We start from the raw sequence: 22798 nt of genomic DNA on the forward strand, positions 1-22798 counted from the left end.
CGGATTACCGCCCTGATCCCCATCTCTTGATGCGACACCGCTGCAATTTAACAGGCGATCTTTGCATTTAAATTACGGTTCCGTGAAAATTTTTCCCAAACCCCGCAGCCGTGGGTTTGGAACGCCGGGGCGGATACGCCCCGAGATTTACAACCCGTGTCGGAGCGCCCTATTAAGCCACGCCCACGATGATTTTGGGTCTAGGAATCCGGCTAGGCTACTCCCGGTTATTTTTGGACCGAAAATACCCCATCGGTGGTATCGCATTCGGCCAGGGCGGTTTTGGAGGCGGGTAGGCAAACCGCCAATAACCCATTTTCGGTGATCTGTTTTTTACCGGGCTTCCATAAATAATACCCATTGACCCGCAGACCCTTTTTGATCGGCTTCCAGGTCAGGCCGCCGTCTTTCGAGTAATAAACGTTCAAGCGCTGCTTGGGATCGATGTCCCCCGAGGCCCAACCCACCGCTTGCCTGACGCCCGCCTTCAAGGTATCGCCGGGTTTGGGCATCAGTACCGTGAGGGAGCCGCCCGGTGTAGGGGTCGGCGTGGGCGTCGGCGTGGGCGTCGGCGTAGGGGTCGGCGTAGGGGTCGGCGTAGGCGTTGGAGTCGGCGTGGGCGTAGGTGTTGGAGTCGGCGTCGGGGTCGGCGTGGGTGTAGGTGTAGGTGTAGGAGTCGGCGTCGGGCAAGGCGCGGTGGGCTGGTTTGCCGCCGTGAAGCTCAGTTGCTTACCATCAAAAGTCCAATTGCCGAAGGATTGCCCACTATTACCGATAATACCAGCGGGCGTGCCGGAATCTGGAACCGTGAAGAAATACATGCCCATCGGGCCATTGCTATCATCCAGGCTTCTATAGTTATTAAAAGTGATACTTTGCCCCATCGACAAACCCCAGGTATCCGGGCTGAAATAGCCGAGGTCGGCAGCACCGAAAACCTTGGACCCGACGACACCGGCATCGCCCAAATGGGCCTGCATTGTACCGTTATTGACCACGGTATAGGAAAACGAATAACTGCCTGGGTCTTGCTCGAATATCTCTGGATTCGCCGCTGTCGCCAGGAAACCATAATGGTTATCCGGGGATTGCGGGTCGTAGCTGGGATCGTTGAGAAAACTGGTATCGTTGTTATAGGCCTGCACCGTCCAGGTCGTGGTGGTGGGTAATTGGCCATCGACTTGCAACCCGGCGAGATTGGTATCGGCGGCGAGATTGGCGACCACCCCGTTATAACAGCCCGGCGCATTCATGAAGGCGTCCATCGGGATACCTAAATCCTTGATATAAGACATCCCGGTCGAGTCGGGATTGCCGTTCCATATTTCCAGGAACAAGCCGTTGTTTCCCAGTGTGGCGGTGGTATCCGCTTGGGAACCCAAGGGCAAGATCAAGGCGGCGGTCAGGGTTTTAAATTTCATACGGGGATACTCGGCGGCTGGGGGCGGGGGTGTTCCGCCCCGTCGGTTTATTTCGTGATCGCGAAGACCGCGTTGGATTTATCGCACTTGCCCAGGGAATGCCGGGTGATGGGCTGGCAGATGGCCAACATGGCCGCGCCGCCGACGCGCTTCAGGCCGGGCTTGAAGCGGATTTGGCCCAGGGCCGGCAAGCCTTTCTTGAGCAAGCTCCAGTGCTTGCCGCCGTTCTTGGAGAAATACAGGTTCAGCCGTTGTTTGGCGGCGATATTGACCGAGGTCCAGGTCACGGTTTGCGCGGTCCGGGCCGACCAGGTTTCACCGCCGTTGGGGGAAAGCAGTTGCACATAGGGACCATAGGCGGCGACGCTGCAAGTCGGCTGGGTATAGAGACCGCCGAGGACGCCGTTGTCGCAACTGCGGGTTTCGGTTTCCTGGTCGCAATAGGGGCTTTTGTCGTTCTGGTAGGCGGTGACGCTTTGGCCGCTGGCGATCTGGCCGCCCCAGGGCAGGTCGCAGGCCTTGGGCGCGGCGCAGGATTCCAAGGTGTTGCCGCCGCCGAGGACGCCGTTGTCGCAGTTGCGGATTTCCTTCGCGGCTTCGCAATCGGCGCTGACACTGGCCGAATAGGCGGCGACGCCCTGGCCGCTGGCGATCTGGCCACCCCAGGGCAGGTCGCAGGCCTTGGGCGCGGCGCAGGCTTGCTCGGTGTATTCGCCGCCGAGGACGCCGTTGGCGCAGGTGCGGGTTTGTTTTACGGCTTCGCAATCGGCGCTGACAGCGGTCTGGTAGGCGGTGACGCCCTGGCCGCTGGCGAGCTTGCCGCCCCAAGGCAAGTCGCAGGACAGGGGAACGCAGGACTTGAAGGTGTAGTCGCCGCTGAGGACGCCGTTGTCGCAAGTGCGGGTTTGCTTGGCGGTGGCGCAATCGGCGCTTTCCCCGGCGCTGTAGGCGTCCACACTCTTGCCGCTGGCGAGCGTGCCGCCCCAGGGCAGGTCGCAGGCCTTGGGCACGGCGCAGTTTTCATGGGTGAACGAGCCGCTGAGGCTGCCATTCGAGCAGATGCGGGTTTCGCTGTTCCCGGCGCAGTCGTCGCTCAGGCTGGATCGATAGGCCAGGACGCTCTTGCCGTCGGCGATCTGACCACCCCAGGGCAGGTCGCAGGCGGCGGGCTTGGGACAGGTGTCGGGGATATCCGGGTGATTCGGATTGGTGAAACTGACCTGGGTACCATCGAAGTTCCACTGGCCATAAGCCAGGCCGTTGTTGCCCAAGACCCCGGTGTTGTAATCCGTGATATCGACCGTGAAGAAATACATGGGGCTGGCGGTCCCGAGCGCTTGGTTGCGGTTGAAGCCCACGCTGTTGCCCATGAATTCGCCCCAATCGCTGCCCGATCCGTCGGCTCCGTTATAAAAGCCGGTGTCGCCGGGCTTGAAACTCTCGGAGCCCTCGACCGCCGACGCCGTGAGATGGATGCCCATCTGGGTGGAGACCACCGAGAATTGTTGATAGACCGAGATCAGGTCGCCGAGTTGGTCGGGCTGGGTGAGGGTCGTGAGGAAGCCCGAATGGTTCTTGGGGCTTTGCGGGTCGTTGTCCGCGGCGGCGACGATGGAACTGGTTTCGGCGCCGGGGGAGTCGTCGTTGAGCGCCTGGATGGTCCAGACCGTGCCCGCCGGGAAGCTGCCGTCCAACTTGAGGCTGGCGAGATTGGTGTCCGCGCCCAGGTCGGCGAGGACGCGCTGGTAGCAGTCCGGGGCATCCATGAAGGCGTCCAGGCTGATGCCCAGGTCGCGGATGTAAGAACGGCCCGTGCTATCGCTCTGGCCGTTCCACACTTCCAGGAACAGTTCGTTGTTGCCGAGCGTGGCGGCGGCGCCTGGGCCGGTCAGGGTCAGCAGCAAAGCCGCCGGGAGGACTCTCAACTTCATGGGGGATACTCGGAAGGTTAGCGTCCGGGCCATCGGCCCGGCCGGATTCATTCGGAGACGGTGAACACTTGGTCGCTGGTGTCGCATAGGCTGGGCGAGCGTTTGGAACCCACGGTGCAGAGCCGGATCGAGCCGGTTTCGGTCGCCAGTTTGTTGCCCGGCGTCCAGATCACATGGCCGGTGTTCTTGAACTTTCTTTTCACCAAGCGCCATTGCTTGCCGCCGTCCTTCGAGAAATACAGGTTCAATCGCTTGTTCCCGGGCAGGTTGCCGGAAGCCCATTCGATGTATTGGCGGACACCCGTCTTCCAGGTTTCGCCGCCGTTGGGGGCGATCATCCACAGGAAGGTGCCGGTCGGGGCGGCGCAGGACTGAGCGGTGAAGCTGCCGTCCAAGACGCCGTTGTCGCAAGTACGGGTTTCCTGTAGGGCATCGGAATCACAATAGAGGCTGGTGGCGGTCTGGTAGGCGGTGACGTTGTCGCCGCTGGCGATCTGGCCACCCCAGGGCAGGTCGCAGGCCTTGGGCGCGGCGCAACTGGGATTCACGAACTCGCCGTCCAAGACGCCGTCGTCGCAGGTGCGGGTTTGCTTATTGGTGGCGGCTTTGCAATTGGTGCTGACCGCCTCCAGATAGGCGGTGACGCGCTTGCCACTGGCGATCTGTCCCCCCCAAGGCAAATCACAGGCTTTGAGCGTGGTACAGGCTTGCTCGGTATAGTCCCCGCTCAATACGCCGTTGGCGCAGGTGCGGGTTTGTTTATTGGCGGCGCTTTCGCAATCGGCGCTGGCGGCGGTCTGGTAAGCGGTGACGCTCTGGCCGTTGGCCAAAGTGCCGCCCCAGGGCAGGTCGCAAACCTGGGGGGCGCTACAGGCCGGATTGGCGAAGGAACCGCCCAGGGTGCCGTTATTGCAAGTGCGGGTTTGTTTGTTGGTGGGCGCTTCGCAAGCGGTGCTGGTCGCGCTTTGGTAGGCGGTGACGCTCTGGCCGCTGGCGAGGGTACCGCCCCAGGGCAGGTCGCAGGCTTGGGGGGCGCTACAGGCCGGGTTGGCGAAGGAACCGCCCAGCTTGCCATTGTCGCAATTGCGGGTTTCTTTATTGGCGGCGTTTTCGCAGTCGGCGCTGACGGCGGTTTTATAGGCGGTGACGCCCTGGCCGCTGGCGAGGGTGCCGCCCCAGGGCAGGTCGCACGCCTTGGGGGTGCTACAGGATTGCAGGCTGAAGCTGCCGCTGAGGACGCCGTTGTCGCAGTTCCGGGTTTCTTTATTAGTGGGCGCGTCGCAATTGGCGCTGACGGCGGTTTTATAGGCGGCGACGCCCTGGCCACTGGCGAGGGTGCCGCCCCAGGGCAGGTCGCACGCCTTGGGAGCGCTACAGGCTTGTTGGGTAAAACTGCCGCTGAGGACGCCATTGGCGCAGGTGCGGGTTTCCTTGTTGGCCGTGCTTTCGCAATCGGTGCTGGTCGCGCTTTGGTAGGCGGCGACGCCCAGGCCGCTGGTGAGCTTGCCGCCCCAGGGCAACGCGCATTGGGTGCCGACCGGGCAATCGGCCGGGACCGGGGTATCGGTCGCGGGCGTGAACGCGACCTGCTTGCCATCGAAACGCCAATCCCCGAGCGGCAGGCCGTTATGGCCGATGGCCGGCATGGATTGGGAGGCATAGTCCAACGTCAGGAAATACATTCCCATCGCATCGCCGCCGGCCACCTGCTGGTTGCTGGCGAACCCGACGGTTTGGTTCATCCGGTCGTCCCAGATGAAGGGCTCGAAGTAATAGCCCGTATCGAAGCTGGAAAACGCCTTGGAATCCTCCACCCCGGCATTGGTCAGGTGGATCGAGAGGGCCGAGACCGGACCCGAAAAATCGATATAGGTGCCGAACACGCTCAGGCCGGTGTCGGGACTGCCCGGATCGGTGACGGTGGTGAGGATGCCGGTATGGTTGTTCGGGTCCTGCTCGCCCAGGCCGGGATCGGCGTTCAGCAGGGAGGAATAATCGTCGTTGAATGCCTGCACCGTCCACACCGTGCCCGGCGGCAGGCCCCCCCCCTGGACCAGCGCGGCCAGGTTGGGGTCGCTGCGCACGTCCTGGACCACATAGTTAAAACAGCCGGGGGCGTTGAGGAAATCATCCAGGCTCACCCCCAGGTCCTTGATATAGGACTGGCCCCCGGTCCCGCTATCGCCATTCCAAACCTCCAGAAACAGCTCGTTGACGCCCAGCGCGGCGAAAGCGCCGGGAGCCGCCAGGGCAAGCGCCAGCGCGGTGGTGAAAACCTTTGAATTCATTGGGATACCTGGGTGATGGGCTGGGCGCAGGGCGGTCGGTCTCTCGGGACAAGGCCGGTCGCGACCGAAACGCCGCGGGGTCTGCCATGGGGGGCGATGACCAGGGGAATGGACTGCGCGGCCCCGCCGTTGTCGATGGTCGCCACGATAAAGCTGATTTATTACGGATCGGTTAAGGAAGCATGACGGATTGTCTTTTTAACGTTCCCGTAATGTGACTGCACCAAAATCCCGCCCCCATGACGAGGCTGGAATCACAACACGGGCAGCGGAACGCCCCCAGGTCACGGAAAACCACCCCCCAAGGCCCGGCCCGGGCCGGACCCGCCCACCTCCCTGGGCCTCCACACCACTCTAATTTAAAAAAACCCAAGCCATCCCTATGATCCTTAGGAAGACATTGGCCGCCGTCATGGTGGGCGGCCTTATCAGTTCCACCGTGTCCGCCGCCGAGCCACGGGAGGAAATCCTCAAAGTCAAGAAATCCACCTTCACCAACCTGGTCGATCTGCTGGTACAGCGCGGGGTTTTGGACAAGAAGGACGCCCAAGGACTCATCACCGAGGCGGAGGCGGAAGCCAAGGCCGCCGAATCGGCCCAGTCCGCCCCGCCCCAGGCGCAAGCCGCCCCGGCCCCGGTGGGCAAGGATGGCAAGAAATCCAAGTACGTGGGCTATGTGCCGGAGTTCGTGAAGCAGGAAATCCGCGAGCAGGTCCGCGCCGAACTCAAGGACGACGTGCTGAAGGATGTGAAGCAGACCGCCAAGAAGGAGCGCTGGGGCATCCCCGACGCCCTGCCGGACTGGATCACCCGCATCAATCCCTATTTCGACGTGCGCCTGCGGGTGGCGGACGATTTCTACCAATCCAGCAACGCCCCGGCCTATGACTGGATGGCGATCAACCAGGACGGCGGTATCTCCCAGGCCATGGCCAAGAACCAAGCCTTCCTCAACACCACGGTGGACCGGCTCAGGCTGCGCGAGCGTTTCCGCATCGGCTTCGACGCCCAGATCAACGAATCCCTGAAGGCCGGGTTCCGCTTCGCCACCAGCAACCTGTACAACCCGGTGTCGAACAACCAGACCCTGGGCAATACCGGGCAGTCCTGGCAGTTCGCCATCGACCGCGCCTTCCTGCAATACGACTACAAGGACAACGGCAACGATTGGGTGACGATCTGGGGTGGACGCATGCCCAATCCCTTCATGTCCACCGATGTGGTCTACGATCCCGACCTGAGCTTCGAAGGTTTCGCGGGCACCTTCCGCCTTAACCTCGGCCAGGACGATCCCATGGTCCAGGGCTATAAGCTGCCGAGCGCAATAGGCCGGGCCGGCGTCAACCTGGGACCGGAGCATCCCAATTCGGTGTTCGCCACCTTGGGCGTGTTCCCGATCCAGGAAGTCAACTTCTCCAGCCGCGACAAATGGCTGTTCGGTTACCAGATGGGCGCGGATTGGCTGTTCACCGACGAAACGCGCTTCAAGATCGCCGGTGCCTATTATGACTTCGACAATATCTCGGCCCGCCGCAACATCTACGACAGCCTGGAATACAACTACACCGCCCCGCAGTTCATGCAGAAGGGCAATACCCTGGTGGCGATCAACGACGCCAAGAACCAGCCGGATTGCAACACCGGCACCCTGGGCAGCCAGAACGTGTGCTTGGTGGGCTTGGCTTCGGGCTTCCAGATCGTCAATGCCACGGCGGTGGTGGACTACAGCCATTACGCGCCCATCCACGTCATGCTGACGGGCGATTACGCCAAGAACCTGGGCTTCAACAAGCAGAAGATATTGAACCAGTTCGGCGAGAACCTCGCCGCCCACACCAACGCCTACCAAGTCCGCCTGGATGTGGGCCGCACGGAATTGAAACATTTCCTGGATTGGAATATGTTTTTCGCCTACCGCTATGTCGAGGCCGACGCGGTGCTGGACGCCTTCACCGACTCGGTTTTCCACCAGGGCGGCACCGACGCCAAGGGTTGGGTGTTGGGGGCTCAGATGGGTTTGTTCACCAATGCCTGGATGAACCTGCGCTGGTTCAGCACCGACGCCATCAATGGCCCGCCCCTGAGCATCGACACCTTGACGGCGGACTTCAACGCCAGGTTCTAACCCATTGCCGGGCCACGGACCCCGCCGTCCCGGCCCACCTTCATCAAACCGTCATGGGGTCCGCCCTATACTGCCGCGCTGAATCCGCCGTCCAACGCAGGCCGTTGGCGGCGCTCCCCGCCCCCAACCAGAACCACGCCATTGATACCCGATCCGACGGCCCATCCGCCGCCCTCCATCGCTTCCGTCGCGGAACCGCCCCAGGCTTTCCCGGCACGACCCAGGGCCGTTCCGGGACACCCACTCCCTCCGATGAAATTCCTGTTCCTGTTCGTACCCCTGGCCTGGCTGTTGGATCGATCCGGCCAGTCGCCCGCCGCCCTGACCTTCGCCGCCGCCGCCCTCGCCATCGTGCCCTTGTCGGCGCTGATGGTGGACGCCACCGAGCAACTGTCCCACCGTACCGGACAGACCGTGGGCGGACTCCTCAACGCCACCTTCGGCAACGCCCCGGAACTCATCATCTCGCTGATGGCGCTCCGGGCCGGTTTGCTGGACGTGGTGAAAGCCTCCATCGTCGGCGTGGTCCTGGGCAACCTGTTGTTCGTGCTGGGCTTGTCGTTCCTGATCGGCGGGCTGAGATACCGGGTGCAGAAATTCAACCGCCGCGCGGCCCGCGTGCAGCGCTCGATGCTGATGCTGGCCGTGTTCAGCATGGTGGTGCCCAGCCTGTTCGATAGCTTCGTCTCGCCCGAATTCGCCAACCTCGGCGACGGACTCAACCTGGGCGTGGCCTGGGTCCTCTTGACCGCCTACGCCCTCAACCTGGTCTTCATGCTCAAGACCCATCCCGATTATTTCGAGGCCAAGGGCCAGGGCGCGGCGGAAGAGCCGGAAGCGGCGCATTGGCCCATGTGGGCGGCGTTGGGGGTGCTGCTGGGCGCGTCGGTGGTCTTGGCCTTCATGAGCGAAATCCTGGTCGGCACCCTCGAATCCACCGCCCAGAGCCTGCATATGTCCAAGGCCTTCATCGGCGTGATCGTCATCGCCCTGGTCGGCGGCGCCCCGGAAAGCGTCGCCGCCGTGGCCATGGCCCGCAAGAACAAGCTCGATCTCACCATGGGCATCGCCGTGGGCAGCAGCATCCAGATCGCCTTGTTCGTCGCGCCGACCCTGATGTTCAGCAGCTATTTCCTGGCCCCCAAACCGCTGAACCTGGTGATCGGCAACGCCGGAATGGTGCTGGTCCTGTTGTCGGTGCTGATCTTCTCGATGATCGTCAGCGACGGCAAATCCAATTGGTTCAAAGGCGTGCAACTCCTGAGCGTCTACCTCTTGATCGCCTTGTTCTGCTACTACCTGCCCGATAGTCCGGCCATCCCCTGGCTCAAACCCTGACCCACCATCCATCCGAGGAACCACGCCATGCCCGAGCCTTTCGACAGCCACACCGTCAAACGCTACGACGGCGAACTGAACCACCTGCATTATCTGGTCCTCGACATGGGCGGATTGGTCCTCGGACAAATCCGCGCCGCCCTGGCCGCGTTTAAGTGCCGCGATGTGGAGGAAGCCCGGCGGGTCGTGGCCTCCGACCGCGTGGTGGACCAGATGGAAGTGCAGGCCGACGACGAGATCGTCAAGCTCATCGCCCGCCGCGCCCCGGTGGGGAGCGATCTACGCATGGTGATGGCGGTATCCAAGAGCATCAGCGACCTGGAGCGGATCGGCGACGAGGCCGTCAGGATCGCCAGCCTCGCCATCCAACTGTTCGGCTCCGAGGGCAGCGACCCCGGCAACCGCCTATTGCGCGATGTCAACCGCATGGGGGAACTGGCGGTCTCGACCCTGGCCGAGGCGCTGGAAGTGTTCGAGGTCTGGGACGAGGCCAAGGCCCGCCATGTGCTGGCGAACTACCACGAGATGGAGGAGGAGTTCCAGGCCGACCTCCGGCGCTTGATGACCTATATCATCGAGGATTCGCGCAATATCGGTTTCACCATCGGCCTGGTACTGGCCATCAAGGCTTTGGAGCGCATCGGCCACCATGCCCACAACCTGGCCGAATATGTGATCTTCCAGGTCGAGGGCGAGGATATCCGGGCCGACGACTGAGCGGGCCGGGCCGGGCGTCATCAAACCGTAAACTGCGGCGGCTAATTTCACCCATCCGTCCTACCGCCGGGAACCTTGGGGTTCCCCGACCCGGAGTTCCATCCATGAGCGCCCCGCCCACCTTCCTTTCCCCCCAGGACCGGCTCGACCTGCAACGCGCCCACCAGTCCTTGGAACATCCCAGCTTCGCCATCCGGCTATCCAATTTCGTCGGGATGCCCATCGAACAGGGTTTCAAATTGTTGCCCAGACGCTGGCACCGCCGCCTGCACCACTACGCCGAACAAGCCATGTGGCGGGCGCTGGACGCGGCGGTCCATTGCCTCAAGGATAAAAAAGGCGCGTCCTCCGACCGCTATTACCGGTTCCTGGGCACGGCCAGCGGCGCGGTGGGCGGCTTCGTCGGCGGACCGGCCCTGCTGCTGGAACTGCCCTTCACCACCACGGTCATGCTGCGGGCCATCGCCGATATCGCCCGCAGCCAGGGCGAAAACCTGGACGACCTGGAAACCCGGATGGCCTGCCTCGAAGTGTTCGCGCTGGGCGGGCACGCCCAGGAAGACGACGCCGCCGACACCGGCTATTACAGCCTGCGGCTGGCCCTGGAAGCGCCCATCGCCGGGGCTTCGCGCTACATCGCCCAGAACGGCACGGTCCGCCGCGAAGGCGCGCCGGCGCTGGTGAACACCATCGTGGTGGTCTCGCGCCGCTTTGGCGTCACGCTTTCGGAAAAAGCCGCCGCCGAGATCATCCCGGTCATCGGGGCCGTGGGCGGAGCCGCCATCAACCGCTTGTTCGTCCAGCACTTCCAGGACGTGGCCCACGGCCATTTCACCATCCGCCGCCTGGAACGCAAATACGGCACCCGCCTAGTCCGCGCCGAATACCGCAAACTGGCCGCGCCCGTGCCCAGGCTATTGTTCGCGCCCGCCTGAGAGGTTGTGAAAAAATCGAATTTCCCATATTCCTGATTTTTTCAACCAATTGAAAAATAAGCGTTAATTTTTGCTTAGTCGAGCGGTTCAGAGGGTTTTTTTACAGCCTCTGAGTCCCTCTCCGATTGCGGCGGGGCGGTCCATGGGCCGCGCCACAAACCGGCCTCCGCTGGCATACTATGGATTCCCACAGCCGCCGCGAGGACCGTGTTTTGACCCATTCCAAACTGCTTTCCCTTGGATTCGTCCTAGCCACAAGCTGCCTGTCCGCGCTTCCCGCAGCGGCGGAATCCGATGCCGCCCGCCAAGCCGAAGTGGCCGGGCGCGGTGCCCAGGTCATGCCATTCGACCTGGAAAAAACCCGGCATATCTTCACCCCCACCGCAGACGGCGGCGTCCAACAAGTCGTGGTCCTCGACCCCCAGGACCGGACGCAGATCGAGGCGGTCCGCCAGCATCTCGCAACCATCGCCGCGGGGTTCCGGCGCGGCGATTTCGCCGGTCCCATCGCCATCCACGGCGCAGGCATGCCGGGACTGGCCCGGTTGCGGCAGGCCCAACCGGGCGAACTCGATATCGCCTACCGCGAAGTGGCGGACGGCGGGGAAATCCGCTATTCCAGCAAAGTACCGGCGGTGGTGGCGGCGATCCACCAGTATTTCGAGGCCCAACTCGCCGACCATGGCCACCACGCCATGCCGGGGCATCCGCATCCTATGCACCACCCCTAAACCCCGGATTCGACCGCGCTTCGATCCGCGCCCAACCCACCCGTCCGAAGACTTTTCCCCGCCCGGCGTTTTGCAGCTTCCATAAAACCATGGTATCAATCGGGAGAAACGCCATTTAAACCGCGTATCGCCATAACACCCATGGGGGCTTATCGAGATGGTGATGTATAACCGGCCAAAGCCAGTCCATCCCTGGAACCGGCTAAAAACCCTGGTGCGGGATTTTTTCACGCTCCGCCCCCATGGCCGGGAAATGGCCGGGCCTGCCGTCGATCTTTGGATCCGCTCGGTCTGGCTGGTGATTTTCCTGATGGCCCTGGTGGAAGCCCTGGTCTGGGCCATGATCGGCGGCTTCATCGCCCCTGGCGAGGGCTGGACCGATACCCTGGTCGCGGCGTTCGCCGCGTCCGGGGTGTTCCTTCTGGTCTGGGTGGTCGATAGCTCCTTCGTCATGGCTGAGCGCCCGCTGCTCCGACGCGGGGCACCGCCGGACGGCGACCGGCCCGTGTTCGATGGCGATGCGTCCTGGAGTTGGGGGGCTGGCATCGCCATCCGCATCGGCATCGTCTTGATCTCGCTCTGCGTCACGGCCCCTCTGCTGACCTTGGTGCTGAACAAGGACCGCATCGACCAGCTTTACCAAGACAAGAAAATCGCCGACGAGAAAAAACTGGCCGGGGAAGCCAAGGCCAAGCTCCAACGGGATGTGGAAGCCAAAACCGCCAGGGTCGATAGCGAACTCGGGCCGCTACAAGCCCAGATCGCCGACCTGGAACAGCGCAAACAGCGATTGAGCGAGAACATGGGCGACCCGGAAAGCGCCTACAAAGCGGGCTTGGACAAGTTCCAAGCAGAAATCGACCGACTCAAACAAGATATACAGGACGAAATAGACGGCAAGCGTGGAAAACCTGGCTGCGGCTCCAACTGCGAAGCCTTGCAACGCAACCTGCACGACAAAGAAAAGCAGCGCGACACCCTGCGCGGCAAAGTCCAGAAAGCCGCGAGCCAGCAAGGCGACACCCTGAGCAAGGATTTAGCCCATATCAGTCGGCAAATCGCGGAATTGGAACCCAAGGTCGATCAACTGAACGCCAAGAAACGCCAACTCCTGGCCGAATTCAACGCCGAGTCCAGCCGCTCCGGGACGGATGGCAAAATCGAATCCAAGCTGGTCCTGTCGCTCGCCACCCAATGGGAGTTGCTCGAGGAAATCCTGGCCCGCGAGCGCCAAGAGCGCATGGCCTTGCGCTACGGCGACGCGGCGGCGACCACCACGCCCGGTTGGATCGAAAAGATCGCGGACCACCTGCGTTCCGTCGATGGCTTGGCGCAGGCGGTGCTGGCCATGCTGTTCCTGTCCCTGCTGGCCCTCAAATTCTTCGAGCCGAAATCGGTGCGGCTGTATTTCAACGAGGCGCTCCAACTCAAATGGCGCGATTACCTGAACGGCGCTTTCGAGCGCACGCCGGGCTTCCCGCCCGCCACCGACCCGGCCCGCCGCTTCAACCATATCGATTTCGCCCGCGCCTATCTCGCCTACACCGAAAACCCGGCGGCGTTCATCGACGACCATGTGGCGCGGCTCGAACGGGAAGCCGGGGCGGTGGACCGCCTAGCCCAGGAGGATTTCGCCCGCAAACTGGCTGCGGCCCATCTCGATCACGAACTGGCCCAGGCCACCCAACGCGCCGAGGAACGCGAGGCCACCGCCCACCGCCAAGCCGAGCGGGACCAAGCCTTGTTCGAGACCCAACTCGCCATGGTCCGGGAAAAATTCCAGGCGGAGATAGACCAACGCACGCGGGATTGGCAGTTGGAACAAGAGCGGATGACGCTCGAACTCGGGAACCAGCGCACCCAATTCGAAGGCGAATTCGCCGCCAAATTGCGCGAGGACGAGCGTCTGTTCCGCGAACTGGAACAGACCCACACCCTGGCCATGGCGCAACTGCGGGGGGATTTCCGGCTCAAGCTGCAATCCCAGCGCGACGAATTCCTCAAGGAACAACAGGAAGCCTGGGACGCCCGCGCCCAGGCAGCCCAGCAGCGTATCGGCACCTTGCACGACGAAACCCGGCAACTGGCGGCGGACCTCGACGCAGCGCGGAAAAACTCGGCGCGGATCGAAGGCGAGGCCCAGGTGATCGAGGCGGAAATCGCCCGCCTGGACAGCGAAATCCAGGGTTATATGCGGGCCATCGCCCAGGCCGATCCCGCCCATCCGGCGCTATTGGCCAGCCTCAATAGCCTGCGGGTCGGCCTGGAAAACCAGTTGCCCGCCAAACAGCGGGAACGGGCCGTCCTCAGGGAAGAAGGCGCTTATCTCAAGGACCGATTGCGGGAGTTGGAGGAACGCCGCCAGGACACCGCCCGTTCCCTGGCCGAAGCCCAGGCGATCTGGAAGCTCTGCCAAGACCAGCTCGCCGATCTCCGCCCCACGCCGTCCACAGCCGAACCGGCCGCGGAGCCCGGCAGCGACGGGGACGCTGCCTAAACGGCCCCGCCCCCTGGTCCCGCCCGCGAAAAGCTGGGAGCATGGACGCCCGAACCCCTACCACAGGACCACAACCCATGACCGAAACAGACTCGATCCGCGCCGCGCTCGCGGCCCATCCTTTCCCGCCCAACCCCTGGGTGCAAGTCACCGACGAGGGCATCATCATCAAGGCGGGCTATACCGACACCCTGCACCGGATGCTGCGCTGGGTACCCAAAGTGCGCTGGATTCCCGAACGCCGCCATTGGCACGTACCCCTGGCCGGAGCCGAGTTGATCCGCTCGGTGCTGCCCGAAATCTCGCGGCTGGCCGAAGCCACCTACGAAGAACCGCCCGCGGCGGCGGACCCGCCCCAACCGCCGGCCACCACCCCCGTCCCAGTCGATGCCGCTCTTTCCGAGCGCGACCTGTTCCGCAACTCGGCGCGGTTCCTGTTCGGGACCGATTGGCAGCGCGACACCGCCCGCGCCCTGGGCCGCGACGAGGCCGCGCTGGCCTGTTGGCTGGCGGGCGATGGCACGCTGGAGGACGATCCGGGAATCTTGCTGGACGAGATGCTGGGCTTGATGCACCGCCGCGCCGCCGCCATCGTGGCCGCGGCCGGGCGCTTGTCCCAGGCTATCGAAGAGAGGAAGGCCGACGGGCGCTGACCCCGGCCCGGCCAAGCCGGGCCGGTCCCGCCGACCAGCGGGGATCAGCCCGGCTGCATTTCATCGGCCTTGGCGATGAAGGCCAAGTGGGTGGCCAGGTCGAACACCGCGTCCGGGATGGTGTGTTCGAACTGGTTTTCGTACCAGCTCCGGCAATAGGGCAGGAACAGCTTGCCCTGGGGAAGGGTGTGCAAGACCTCGTCGCCCTGGCACAGCGCGAAATCGATCCCGGCGTTCTCGCCGACGCTGCGCCAATCGTCGCCGAACACTTCGAACTGCACAATCAGCTTGGAGAACACCCGGCCGGTCTCGGTGGTTTTCACCAGGATGACCCGGATGTTCTGGTAGCGCCGGGCTATCGCGCCGGTATCCAGGGTTTGTAGGAATTCTTGTCGCTTTCCCTTCTTCACCTGTGTGCTTGTGTCGATGGGAACACCGAGATTGTTGAGTCCGGAAGTCTTGGCGGGGGCCAATTCTATCGGCGCGGTGGTCTCGATCAATGCGGGCATGATGCGCTCCTTGTAACGGGGGATGGATTTAAAGGATTGATTGGACTTGGATTTTTCCGCGTGCGCCGCAGCTTGCGGCGGGTGCCGCCCGTTGCGCGGCGGGCCGACCCGGCCCGGAACCGGACTGCGCGGCCCCCGTCTTATTGCAAAATCCATGCAGATCGCCTTCGCCCGCCTCAAATCCGGCATTGACGCTGAGCGTACACTCAAGCCGAAAACGCCCCGGCACCCCGGCTTCCGGCCCCTGGGTTGGGCGATTCCACGAGCCTCCGTGACCCATCGCAGACCGCGGCAACGCCACCATGGCCTGTTGCCGCGGTCCGCGCCGCCGCCGACTTATTGAGGCTGGCTGACGCTGCCGTAGGCGTCGATCAAACCCGCGCCATAGGCTTCGAGGTCGCTGATGACTTGCTTGCCCAGGTGGCAATAGCCATAGGTGCAAGCCTTTCCGCCCAGATCGCCGGGCGAGGTATCGGTCGCGCTGAGGACGCGGGTCCGGTTGTTGACGATGGGCACGGCACCGGCCCGCAGCAACGAGACCACCGCCGCCGGGTCTTTCCAGGCCGCAGGATGGGTACTCAAGGCCAGGGCGGCGACCGCCGACACCTGCGGCGTAGCCATGGAAGTGCCCTGGATCACCGCATAGCATTGCTTTTCAGGGAACGCGGTGCCGCTGATCATGAAGCAGGGAATATCCTGGGCGTAATTGGAAGTGATGGAAAAAACCTCCCAGGCGTTGTAGCCATCGGCGACCGAACCGCCCCCGGCTATCGAACCCTGGCCGGTCCAAGGCCAGCCCTCGGTGCCGCCGTTATCGATGACGGGCAGGTTGAACTTGCGGGCTCCGCCGGGAGCGGCGAAATCGACGCGGGGACCGTAGTTGCTGTAATAGGCCAGTTGGTTCTTCCGGCCGACGCCGCTGGGTTGGTGGGCGTCGGTCTTCAGTTTGCACCATTGATGGTTGCCGTTGGCCAGGGAATCGGCGGGGCAGGTGTCCGCAGGCGCATTCACCACATTCCCGGTGGAAGACACCATGACCACGCCGGGAATGCCAGCCGGGGTTTCCCACAGGCCGTAATAGTCGGTGCCACCCGGCGGCACATCGAGGATGCCATGGCTCAACACCTGCCCGCCCATGCCGATGCGGGCGTGTTCGTTGCCCGCCGCCGCCACGATCAAGGTGCCCCGGTTCCAGGCGTAGTCCACCACCCGCTGGTAGAAGTTGTAGATCAGGTCCTGTTCGGGGTCGGTGCGGTCCAGGTAGCCGCCGAAGGAAATGCTGACCACGTCGATGCCATGATCGGCGGCGTAGGCGAAGGCGTCGAGGATTTCGGAATCGTAGGCGTAGCCGCAGTTCTGCGCGATCTTCAGCGATACCAATTGCACCCCCGGCGCGATGCCGTTGATGCCGCTGCCGTCCAGGGCGGCGGCGATGCTGCCGCCGATCCAGCTGCCATGGCCGTGGAAATCCAAATCCGCCGCCGGCGCGCCCAAGGTGGCGGCGAGTTGCGCGTCGGTTTGGTAGCCGTAGTAGGCACAGAGATTGGGCTGTTCGTTGACGGTGAAATCGACCACCCCGTCCACCTTGTCGGCCAGTTCGGCGTGGGTGTAGTCGAGCCCGGTGTCGGCCACGCCGACCTTGATGAATTGATAGCCCAGCCCCAGGGCTTGGTTCCAGGCCTGCTGCGCGTGGATGCGCTGGGCGTTCCACATCAGCCCCGCGAGTCCCAGGGCGGGATCGGCGGCGACGCGGGCCGCGGCTTGGCCCGCGCTTGGGGCGGCGAGTTTTTTGCGGAACGGGGCCGCGCCGAACAGTTCCCGCCGCATTTGCGGATTGATCAGCCGCTTGACCCGGTCGTGGGCGACCCGTGCCACCCGGCTGTCGGCACGCAGGCCCGCCAGGGCGCTCCGGGCCGACACGGTGCCGGTCTGGGGGGTCTGGACCACCATGAAATTGAGTCCGGGATGGTCGCTCACCACCTGCATCCCCTGTTGTTCCAACGAGGCGCGGAGCGAGGCGTGGGCCGTGGGACCGGAGGTGTCGATGAGCAGGCGTTGCGGCACGGCCTGGTCGAGGTCGGGCGGTGCGGCCCAGACCGCCACCGGCTGGAGGGAGGCGAACAAAGCGGCGCAGGCGAGGGCGCGGGCGGATTGCATGTATTTGGTTTTCATAGCGAGTGTCTGTGAAGTGGCAAGGGAATGACGGATCGGACCTGCGGGAAAGCCGGTCCGGGTACCCGGCGGGCACCGGACCCGGCCGCTCCCCTGGCGGCCTGGATTATTATGGCTGGTAAAAACCGGTTGTGGTTGGGCGCGGACGGGTCGCGACGCAGGCGCCCACCGGCCAGGGCGGACCCGGCGCGTGGATATTGCGCCGACGCGGGCGGATTGAAACTACAATATTCACGGGGGAAATCGACGGCCTGTCGAAGCCACGCGCCGAAGACCCGTCATCGCCACGGCCCGCGCCGCTCCCCGACCCATTCCGCCGGAAGCCGATGCGCCCCGCAGCCGCCGGCTTTCTTGTGACGCCGACCGGATAACCCAGAAGGAACGCCCTATGCCCATGCCAAGCAAACCCTCCGAAATCGCCATTATCGGTGCCGGCTATAGCGGCACCCTGGTCGCGGCCCATTTGCTGAAGGAGTCCAAGGTACCGCTCACGGTACGCTTGTTCGACCGCGACCCCAAACAGTTCGGGCGGGGCATCGCCTATGCCACGCCCTTGGATTGCCAGCTCCTCAACGTGCCGGCCGCCAATATGAGCGCCTTCCCGGACGATCCCGGACATTTCCTGCGTTGGGCCAAAGAGCGCGAGGCCCAGTTGCTCAATCCGCCCTGGGTCGTGGAAGTCGGCCCCAAAAGCTTCCTGCCGCGCCGCGCCTATGGCGATTATCTGGCCTGGGTGCTGGCCGAGGCCGAACGCGCCGCCGCCCCCGGCGTCACCCTGATCCGCCGGGCCGAAAAGGTCGCCAAGCTGTCCCCGGAACCCAACGGCGAAATCAAGCTGGTCCTGGCCGGGGGGCAGGTGTTCCGGGTGGACCGCGCGGTGCTGGCCCTCGGCAATTTCCCGCCGGGGAACCTGCCCATCCCCGATCCCAACTTCTACCGCAGCCCGCGCTACCACCGCAATCCCTGGCTGCCGGGGGTGTTGGAGCGAATCCTGGAGACGCGCTCCTGCCTCCTGGTCGGCAGCGGCTTGACCATGGTCGATTGGGCGGTGAGCCTTGGGCAATACGGTTATACCGGCCAGGTCCATGTGGTTTCGCGGCGGGGCTTCTGGCCCAAGGCCCACCAGGCGGCGGACCCGGTCGGTTTCGCCCTCGACCTGGAAACGGGCGATCCTTCGGTGCGGGCTTGGGTGCGCCAAATCCGGGCCTATGTCGCCAAGACCGGCTGCGATTGGCGGGCGGTGATCGACGCCTTGCGCCCCCACAACCAACGCCTGTGGCAAAGCCTGCCCCTGGCCGAGAAACGCCGGTTCATGCGCCATGCCCGGCCCTTCTGGGACTTGCACCGGCACCGGCTGGCCCCCGGCGTGGCGGCCCGGCTGGAGGCGATAGCCGAGTCCGGCCAGCTCGTGCGCCATGCCGGACGGGTGCAGGGCTACCGGGAAACCGAAACGGGGGTCGAGGTGACGATCCGTCCGCGCGGCGTGGAACGGGCGGAGACGCTGGAGGTCGAGGCCGTGGTGAATTGCTCGGGTTCCGAGAGCAATTACCGGCGCTTGGAAAGTGCCCTGGTCCGCAACCTGTTGGACCAGGGCTTGATCCGGCCCGACCCCCTGTCCCTGGGAATCGAGGTCGCCATGGACGGGGGCTTGGTCAATGCCCAGGGCGTGATTTCCGACCGCTTGTTCACCCTGGGCCCACCCAGCAAGGGCATGCTATGGGAAACCACGGCGGTGCCGGAATTGCGGGTGCAGGCCCAGCGCCTGGCCGGTTTGCTGTTGGCGGGCTGAAACGGCCCGCCGCGGGCGCGGTCCGGTCAATCCAGTTCGGCGAACCGGCTCCGCGCCAAGCCCAACAGCTTGTCGGTGGGGATCGCCACGTTCTTCTTGGGATCATGGACGATAGCGCCGAATTTCGCCGCCAACACCGCCGCCAACACCGCCGCCAACATCAACACACAAACATCCTCCCTGGGATCGCCGCCGGAACGCAGGGTGATGAGGGTATCGCGCTGTGCGGACAGGTCGCCCAGTTCCGGGAACTGGGCCAGGTACGGCTCCACGGCATCGAACCGCAGCTTCACGCCGCCGTCCTCGCCGTTCAGGGTACAGGGCAGGTAATCCACGCTTTGGAACGGGGCGTAGGCCGCGTCCACATCGAGCTTGAATTTGAATTCGCGCAGGGCTTCTTGCAGCTGGGCACGGGTGGGCACGTCGGCACGGCCCAACAGGGCGGATTGGAGTTGTGGCATAAGCGGATTCCCAATGGATCATGGATGGAAGCCAGTCTTTGCGGCTGGCCGGGGTTTGGGCATTGGGACGGAGCTTATCGCCGCCGGACGGAGGGTGTCCAGCCCGCCCGACCGCCGGGACGGCTAGGGTCCGGCATCCCGCGCCCCGCCGCGGCAGGTGCCCACCTCGGCCAAGAGCCGCCGCAAATCCTCGAAATCGACCGGCTTCACCAAGTGCTGGTCGAAGCCACCCAGGCGGGTGCGGTGGCGGTCCGCCGCCTGCCCCCAGCCGGTCAGGGCGAACAGCGCGATATCCCGGCCACCGGGCTGACCCCGGATGCGCCGGGCGACCTCGTAGCCATCCATGCCCGGCATCCCCAGGTCGAGCAGGACCACGTCCGGCGGAAACTCGGCCAGGAGGGCCAGGGCCGCGGACCCGTCGTAGGCCACCCGCACCTCGATCCCCAGCAATTCCAACAACAAAGCCAGACTGTCGGCGGCGTCGCGGTTGTCGTCCACCACCAGCAAGCGGCGCGGGAACTCCGGGGCGGGCGGATCGGCGCTGGCCTGGAAGCCGGCCGGGGGCGCTTCGGCCAGCGGTATCCGCACCACGAACTCGCTGCCCCGGCCCACGCCCCCGCTCCGGGCCTCGATCCGCCCGCCATGCAACTGGACCAAATGGCGGACCAGGGCCAACCCGATGCCAAGCCCGCCCTGGGCCCGGCCCTGGCCGTGGTCCACCTGGGAGAACAACTCGAATACCCTGGGCAGCATCGCCTCGGGTATGCCGACCCCGGTATCGCTGACGCCGATCACGGCCTCGTTGCCTTGCCGTTCCGCGGCGATGCCGATCCGGCCATGGGGTTCGGTGTATTTCGCCGCGTTGTTCAAGAGGTTGGTGAAGACCTGGGCGAGCCGGACCGGATCGGCGTCGAGGTGGAGCGGGTCCGGCGGCAGGACCACGTCCAGCCGGTGCCCGCCGGACTCGACCAGGGGCCGGCTGGTCTCGACGGCCTGCTCGATCACGCCGGCCAGGGCGATGCGCTGCTTTTTCAATTCGACCTTGCCGCGGGTGATGCGGGAAGCCTCCATCAGGTCGTCGACCAGCCGGACCAGATGGTCGACTTGCCGGATCATCACCGTCAGCGCGTGCGCGGTCCTGGAACTGTGGCCACCGGCCCCGCCCAGCGCGTAGAGGGAATTGCGGATCGGGGCCAGGGGATTGCGCAGTTCGTGGGAAAGTATCGCCAGGAATTCGTCCTTGCGCCTATCGCCCTCGCGCAGGGCGTCCTCCATGCGGCGGCGCTCGGTCATATCGGTGACCAGGGTCATGAGATGGGGCGCTTCCTGGGCCGGAACGCGCAGGAACGACACGAACTTGCGTACCCAGACCGGTTCGCCGTCTTGGCGCAGATAGCGGTTCTCGACTTCGAAATAAGGCAGTTCCCCGGCCAGGAGGCGCTGGATTCCGAGCAAGTTGTCGGCGCGGTCCTCGGGATGCACCAGTTCCAGGAATATCCGGTGGGCCAGTTCGGCCTGGGTATGGCCCAGCAGGGCGCAATAGGCGGGATTGCAGCGGATCAAGCGGCCTTCCGCGTCGATGATGGCGATGCCGAGGGCGGCGTATTCGAAGATCGCGCGGAACCGTTCCTCGCTGGCGGCGAGCGCCCGTTCGGCCCGCTTGCGCTCGGTGACGTCCTCGGTCACGGCCACGCCGCCGATGACCTGGCCGACCGGGTCGCGCAGCGGTGCGCCCGAGGCCAGCGCGAACCAGCGCTTGCCGCTCGGGAGCCACACTTCCAATTCCATCGGCGGGATTTCGCGGTTTTCCGCCACCGCCCGCTGCAAGGGCAGTTCCTCGGGCAGGACCGGCCTGCCGTCCCGGAAAAAGCGGACTTGGCGGCCCGGTGCCTCCATATCCGGGGCGGAGGCGGACAGATTGTCGGTATCGGCGACTTCGAACTGCGCCAGCACCGCCGGATTGCCGGTGATGTGTTGGCAAGAGGGATCGTCGGAAAAGCTGACGCCGACCGGCAGGGCCTTCATCAGGGCTTGCAGGCGGCGGTGGGCGGTGTGCCGGGCCGGGTCGTCGGCCACGGGCAGGACCATAGCGAATTGCTGGGCCACGAGGCCGAGGAACTGGCGGTAATCCGGGTCCGGTCGCCGGTGCGGATTCAGCCCCGCGATCAGGACGGCAGCGGCCCGGCCCGCGCCCGGCGGGACTACCGGCAGGCATAGGGCCTGGTCCGGCGGGCGTCGCCACGCGCCGGTGGGCAGTCCGGGGAACAAGGCCCATAGCGGTTCGATCAGCCGCCCCCCGGCCGGAAGTCCCTCCACGGACCAGCCCTTTGCGCCGTCCAAGGGCAGTTCCCAAGGGCTGGCGGGACCGCCCGGCGCGATACCGGCGCTACCCGCCAAGCGCAAGGTCTTGTGTTCCGGGTCGGAGAGATAAAGCAGGGCGAACGGCAAATCGTAAGGGTTGGCGGCGAGCACGGCGGCCACGGCTTCGCAGGTGTCGGCCCCGGACCCGCTCCGGCCCAGCGCCCCCAGATCGCGCAGCGTCCGTAAACGGCGCGCGCCGACCACCTTGGCGGTGGTGTCGATCACCGGGCAGAACACCCCGGCGATTTTGCCATCCTCGTCGTGGATGGGACTGTAGGAAAAGCTGAAATACCCTTCTTCTGGAGAGCCATCGCGCTCCACCAGCAGCAATAAATCGTCCACCGGGCCGGCCGCGCCGCGCAGTAATGCCTGCTCCAGCATCGGCCCGATGGTGTCCCAAATCCCGGCCCCGCATTGGCGACCCCGCTGGCCCACCGCGCCGGGATGCTGGATACCGAGGAGGGGCCGGTAGGCATCGTTGTAGAGCATCACCAATTCCGGCCCCCACCCAATCAGGATGGGGAACGGGCAATGCAAGCAGGTGCTGACCGAGGTACGCAGGCTTTGCGGCCAGGACTCGACCGGCCCCAAAGGGGTGCGGGACCAATCCAGGGCGCGGATCAAGCGGCCCGTCTCGCCACCGCCCGCCAGGAAATCGAAGCCGGGCCGGACGGAATAAGGAAGGGGTGGGGTGGGGCCTAAACATTGACTGGACAAAGGCGTATTTCCGATTTCGGGTATATCAAGCACGGGACGGGCATGACCCACTTTCCGTTGTTCCTTGTGGCTCGACATAAGCATTAATGCATAAGGGGTGGTGGGTTTGATAAATCCTTAATCCGCAAACGGACTACCCGGCTATCACCATGG

The 22798-nt window shown here is 64.5% G+C and carries 15 protein-coding genes; 8 read left to right on the plus strand and 7 right to left on the minus strand.

All coding sequences use genetic code 11. The annotated features are described in order from the left end of the window. Positions 1-227 precede the first annotated feature (227 nt). The 3 genes from B9N93_RS25005 to B9N93_RS21275 are packed head-to-tail and all read right to left on the minus strand — an operon-like array spanning position 228 to position 5640. Positions 228-1421, minus strand: coding sequence for a hypothetical protein (locus B9N93_RS25005; RefSeq protein WP_125469151.1), 1194 nt, complete (start codon positions 1419-1421; stop codon positions 228-230). A 47-nt stretch (positions 1422-1468) separates the two neighbouring features. Then, positions 1469-3352, minus strand: a complete 1884-nt coding sequence (locus tag B9N93_RS21270) for a hypothetical protein (RefSeq protein WP_085216434.1) — start codon at positions 3350-3352, stop codon at positions 1469-1471. Between the two features lie 47 nt (positions 3353-3399). Next, positions 3400-5640 carry a hypothetical protein gene (locus B9N93_RS21275; RefSeq protein WP_085216435.1) on the minus strand — a complete coding sequence of 747 codons (2241 nt, stop codon included), beginning with the start codon at positions 5638-5640 and terminating at the stop codon, positions 3400-3402. Positions 5641-6022: 382 nt separating this feature from the next. Between B9N93_RS21275 and B9N93_RS21280 the strand changes: the two genes are divergently transcribed. The 7 genes from B9N93_RS21280 to B9N93_RS21310 all read left to right on the plus strand — a co-directional run bounded on the left by B9N93_RS21280 (position 6023) and on the right by B9N93_RS21310 (position 14636). Then, on the plus strand, positions 6023-7765 hold the full coding sequence (locus tag B9N93_RS21280) for a putative porin (RefSeq protein ID WP_085216436.1): 1743 nt from the start codon (positions 6023-6025) through the stop codon (positions 7763-7765). Positions 7766-8017: 252 nt separating this feature from the next. Further along, entirely contained in the window at positions 8018-9103 is a 1086-nt protein-coding gene (gene cax / locus B9N93_RS21285; RefSeq protein WP_085216437.1) for a calcium/proton exchanger, read from the plus strand. 27 nt (positions 9104-9130) lie between these two features. Continuing rightward, the gene (phoU, locus tag B9N93_RS21290; RefSeq protein ID WP_085216438.1) at positions 9131-9820 is read left to right on the plus strand and encodes a phosphate signaling complex protein PhoU; all 690 of its coding nucleotides are present in this window, start codon (positions 9131-9133) and stop codon (positions 9818-9820) included. Positions 9821-9924: 104 nt separating this feature from the next. Continuing rightward, positions 9925-10755, plus strand: a complete 831-nt coding sequence (locus tag B9N93_RS21295) for an EcsC family protein (RefSeq protein ID WP_085216439.1) — start codon at positions 9925-9927, stop codon at positions 10753-10755. 212 nt (positions 10756-10967) lie between these two features. Then, positions 10968-11486, plus strand: a complete 519-nt coding sequence (locus B9N93_RS21300) for an aspartate carbamoyltransferase (RefSeq protein WP_217807380.1) — start codon at positions 10968-10970, stop codon at positions 11484-11486. A gap of 163 nt (positions 11487-11649) precedes the next feature. After that, on the plus strand, positions 11650-13983 hold the full coding sequence (locus B9N93_RS21305) for a DUF4407 domain-containing protein (RefSeq protein ID WP_176225385.1): 2334 nt from the start codon (positions 11650-11652) through the stop codon (positions 13981-13983). A 77-nt stretch (positions 13984-14060) separates the two neighbouring features. After that, entirely contained in the window at positions 14061-14636 is a 576-nt protein-coding gene (locus B9N93_RS21310; RefSeq protein ID WP_085216442.1) for a hypothetical protein, read from the plus strand. A 44-nt stretch (positions 14637-14680) separates the two neighbouring features. Here the strand turns inward: B9N93_RS21310 and B9N93_RS21315 are convergent, their stop codons facing one another. Both B9N93_RS21315 and B9N93_RS21320 read right to left on the minus strand, forming a co-directional pair. Then, the gene (locus B9N93_RS21315; RefSeq protein WP_085216443.1) at positions 14681-15145 is read right to left on the minus strand and encodes a hypothetical protein; all 465 of its coding nucleotides are present in this window, start codon (positions 15143-15145) and stop codon (positions 14681-14683) included. A gap of 336 nt (positions 15146-15481) precedes the next feature. Then, positions 15482-17317 carry a S8 family serine peptidase gene (locus B9N93_RS21320; protein WP_085216444.1) on the minus strand — a complete coding sequence of 612 codons (1836 nt, stop codon included), beginning with the start codon at positions 17315-17317 and terminating at the stop codon, positions 15482-15484. 394 nt (positions 17318-17711) lie between these two features. On the opposite strand from B9N93_RS21320, the gene B9N93_RS21325 reads away from it, so the two are divergent. Further along, positions 17712-19106 (plus strand): FAD/NAD(P)-binding protein, encoded by a 1395-nt coding sequence (locus tag B9N93_RS21325; RefSeq protein ID WP_254899499.1) that lies wholly within the window; start codon positions 17712-17714, stop codon positions 19104-19106. Between the two features lie 26 nt (positions 19107-19132). Here B9N93_RS21325 and B9N93_RS21330 read toward each other — a convergent pair whose 3' ends face one another. Continuing rightward, positions 19133-19567 (minus strand): hypothetical protein, encoded by a 435-nt coding sequence (locus tag B9N93_RS21330; RefSeq protein WP_085216446.1) that lies wholly within the window; start codon positions 19565-19567, stop codon positions 19133-19135. A 123-nt stretch (positions 19568-19690) separates the two neighbouring features. Next, positions 19691-22645, minus strand: coding sequence for a PAS domain S-box protein (locus B9N93_RS21335; RefSeq protein ID WP_176225386.1), 2955 nt, complete (start codon positions 22643-22645; stop codon positions 19691-19693). Between the last annotated feature and the right edge of the window lie 153 nt (positions 22646-22798).

The organism is Methylomagnum ishizawai, assembly GCF_900155475.1.
Classification (GTDB): Bacteria; Pseudomonadota; Gammaproteobacteria; order Methylococcales; family Methylococcaceae; genus Methylomagnum; species Methylomagnum ishizawai_A.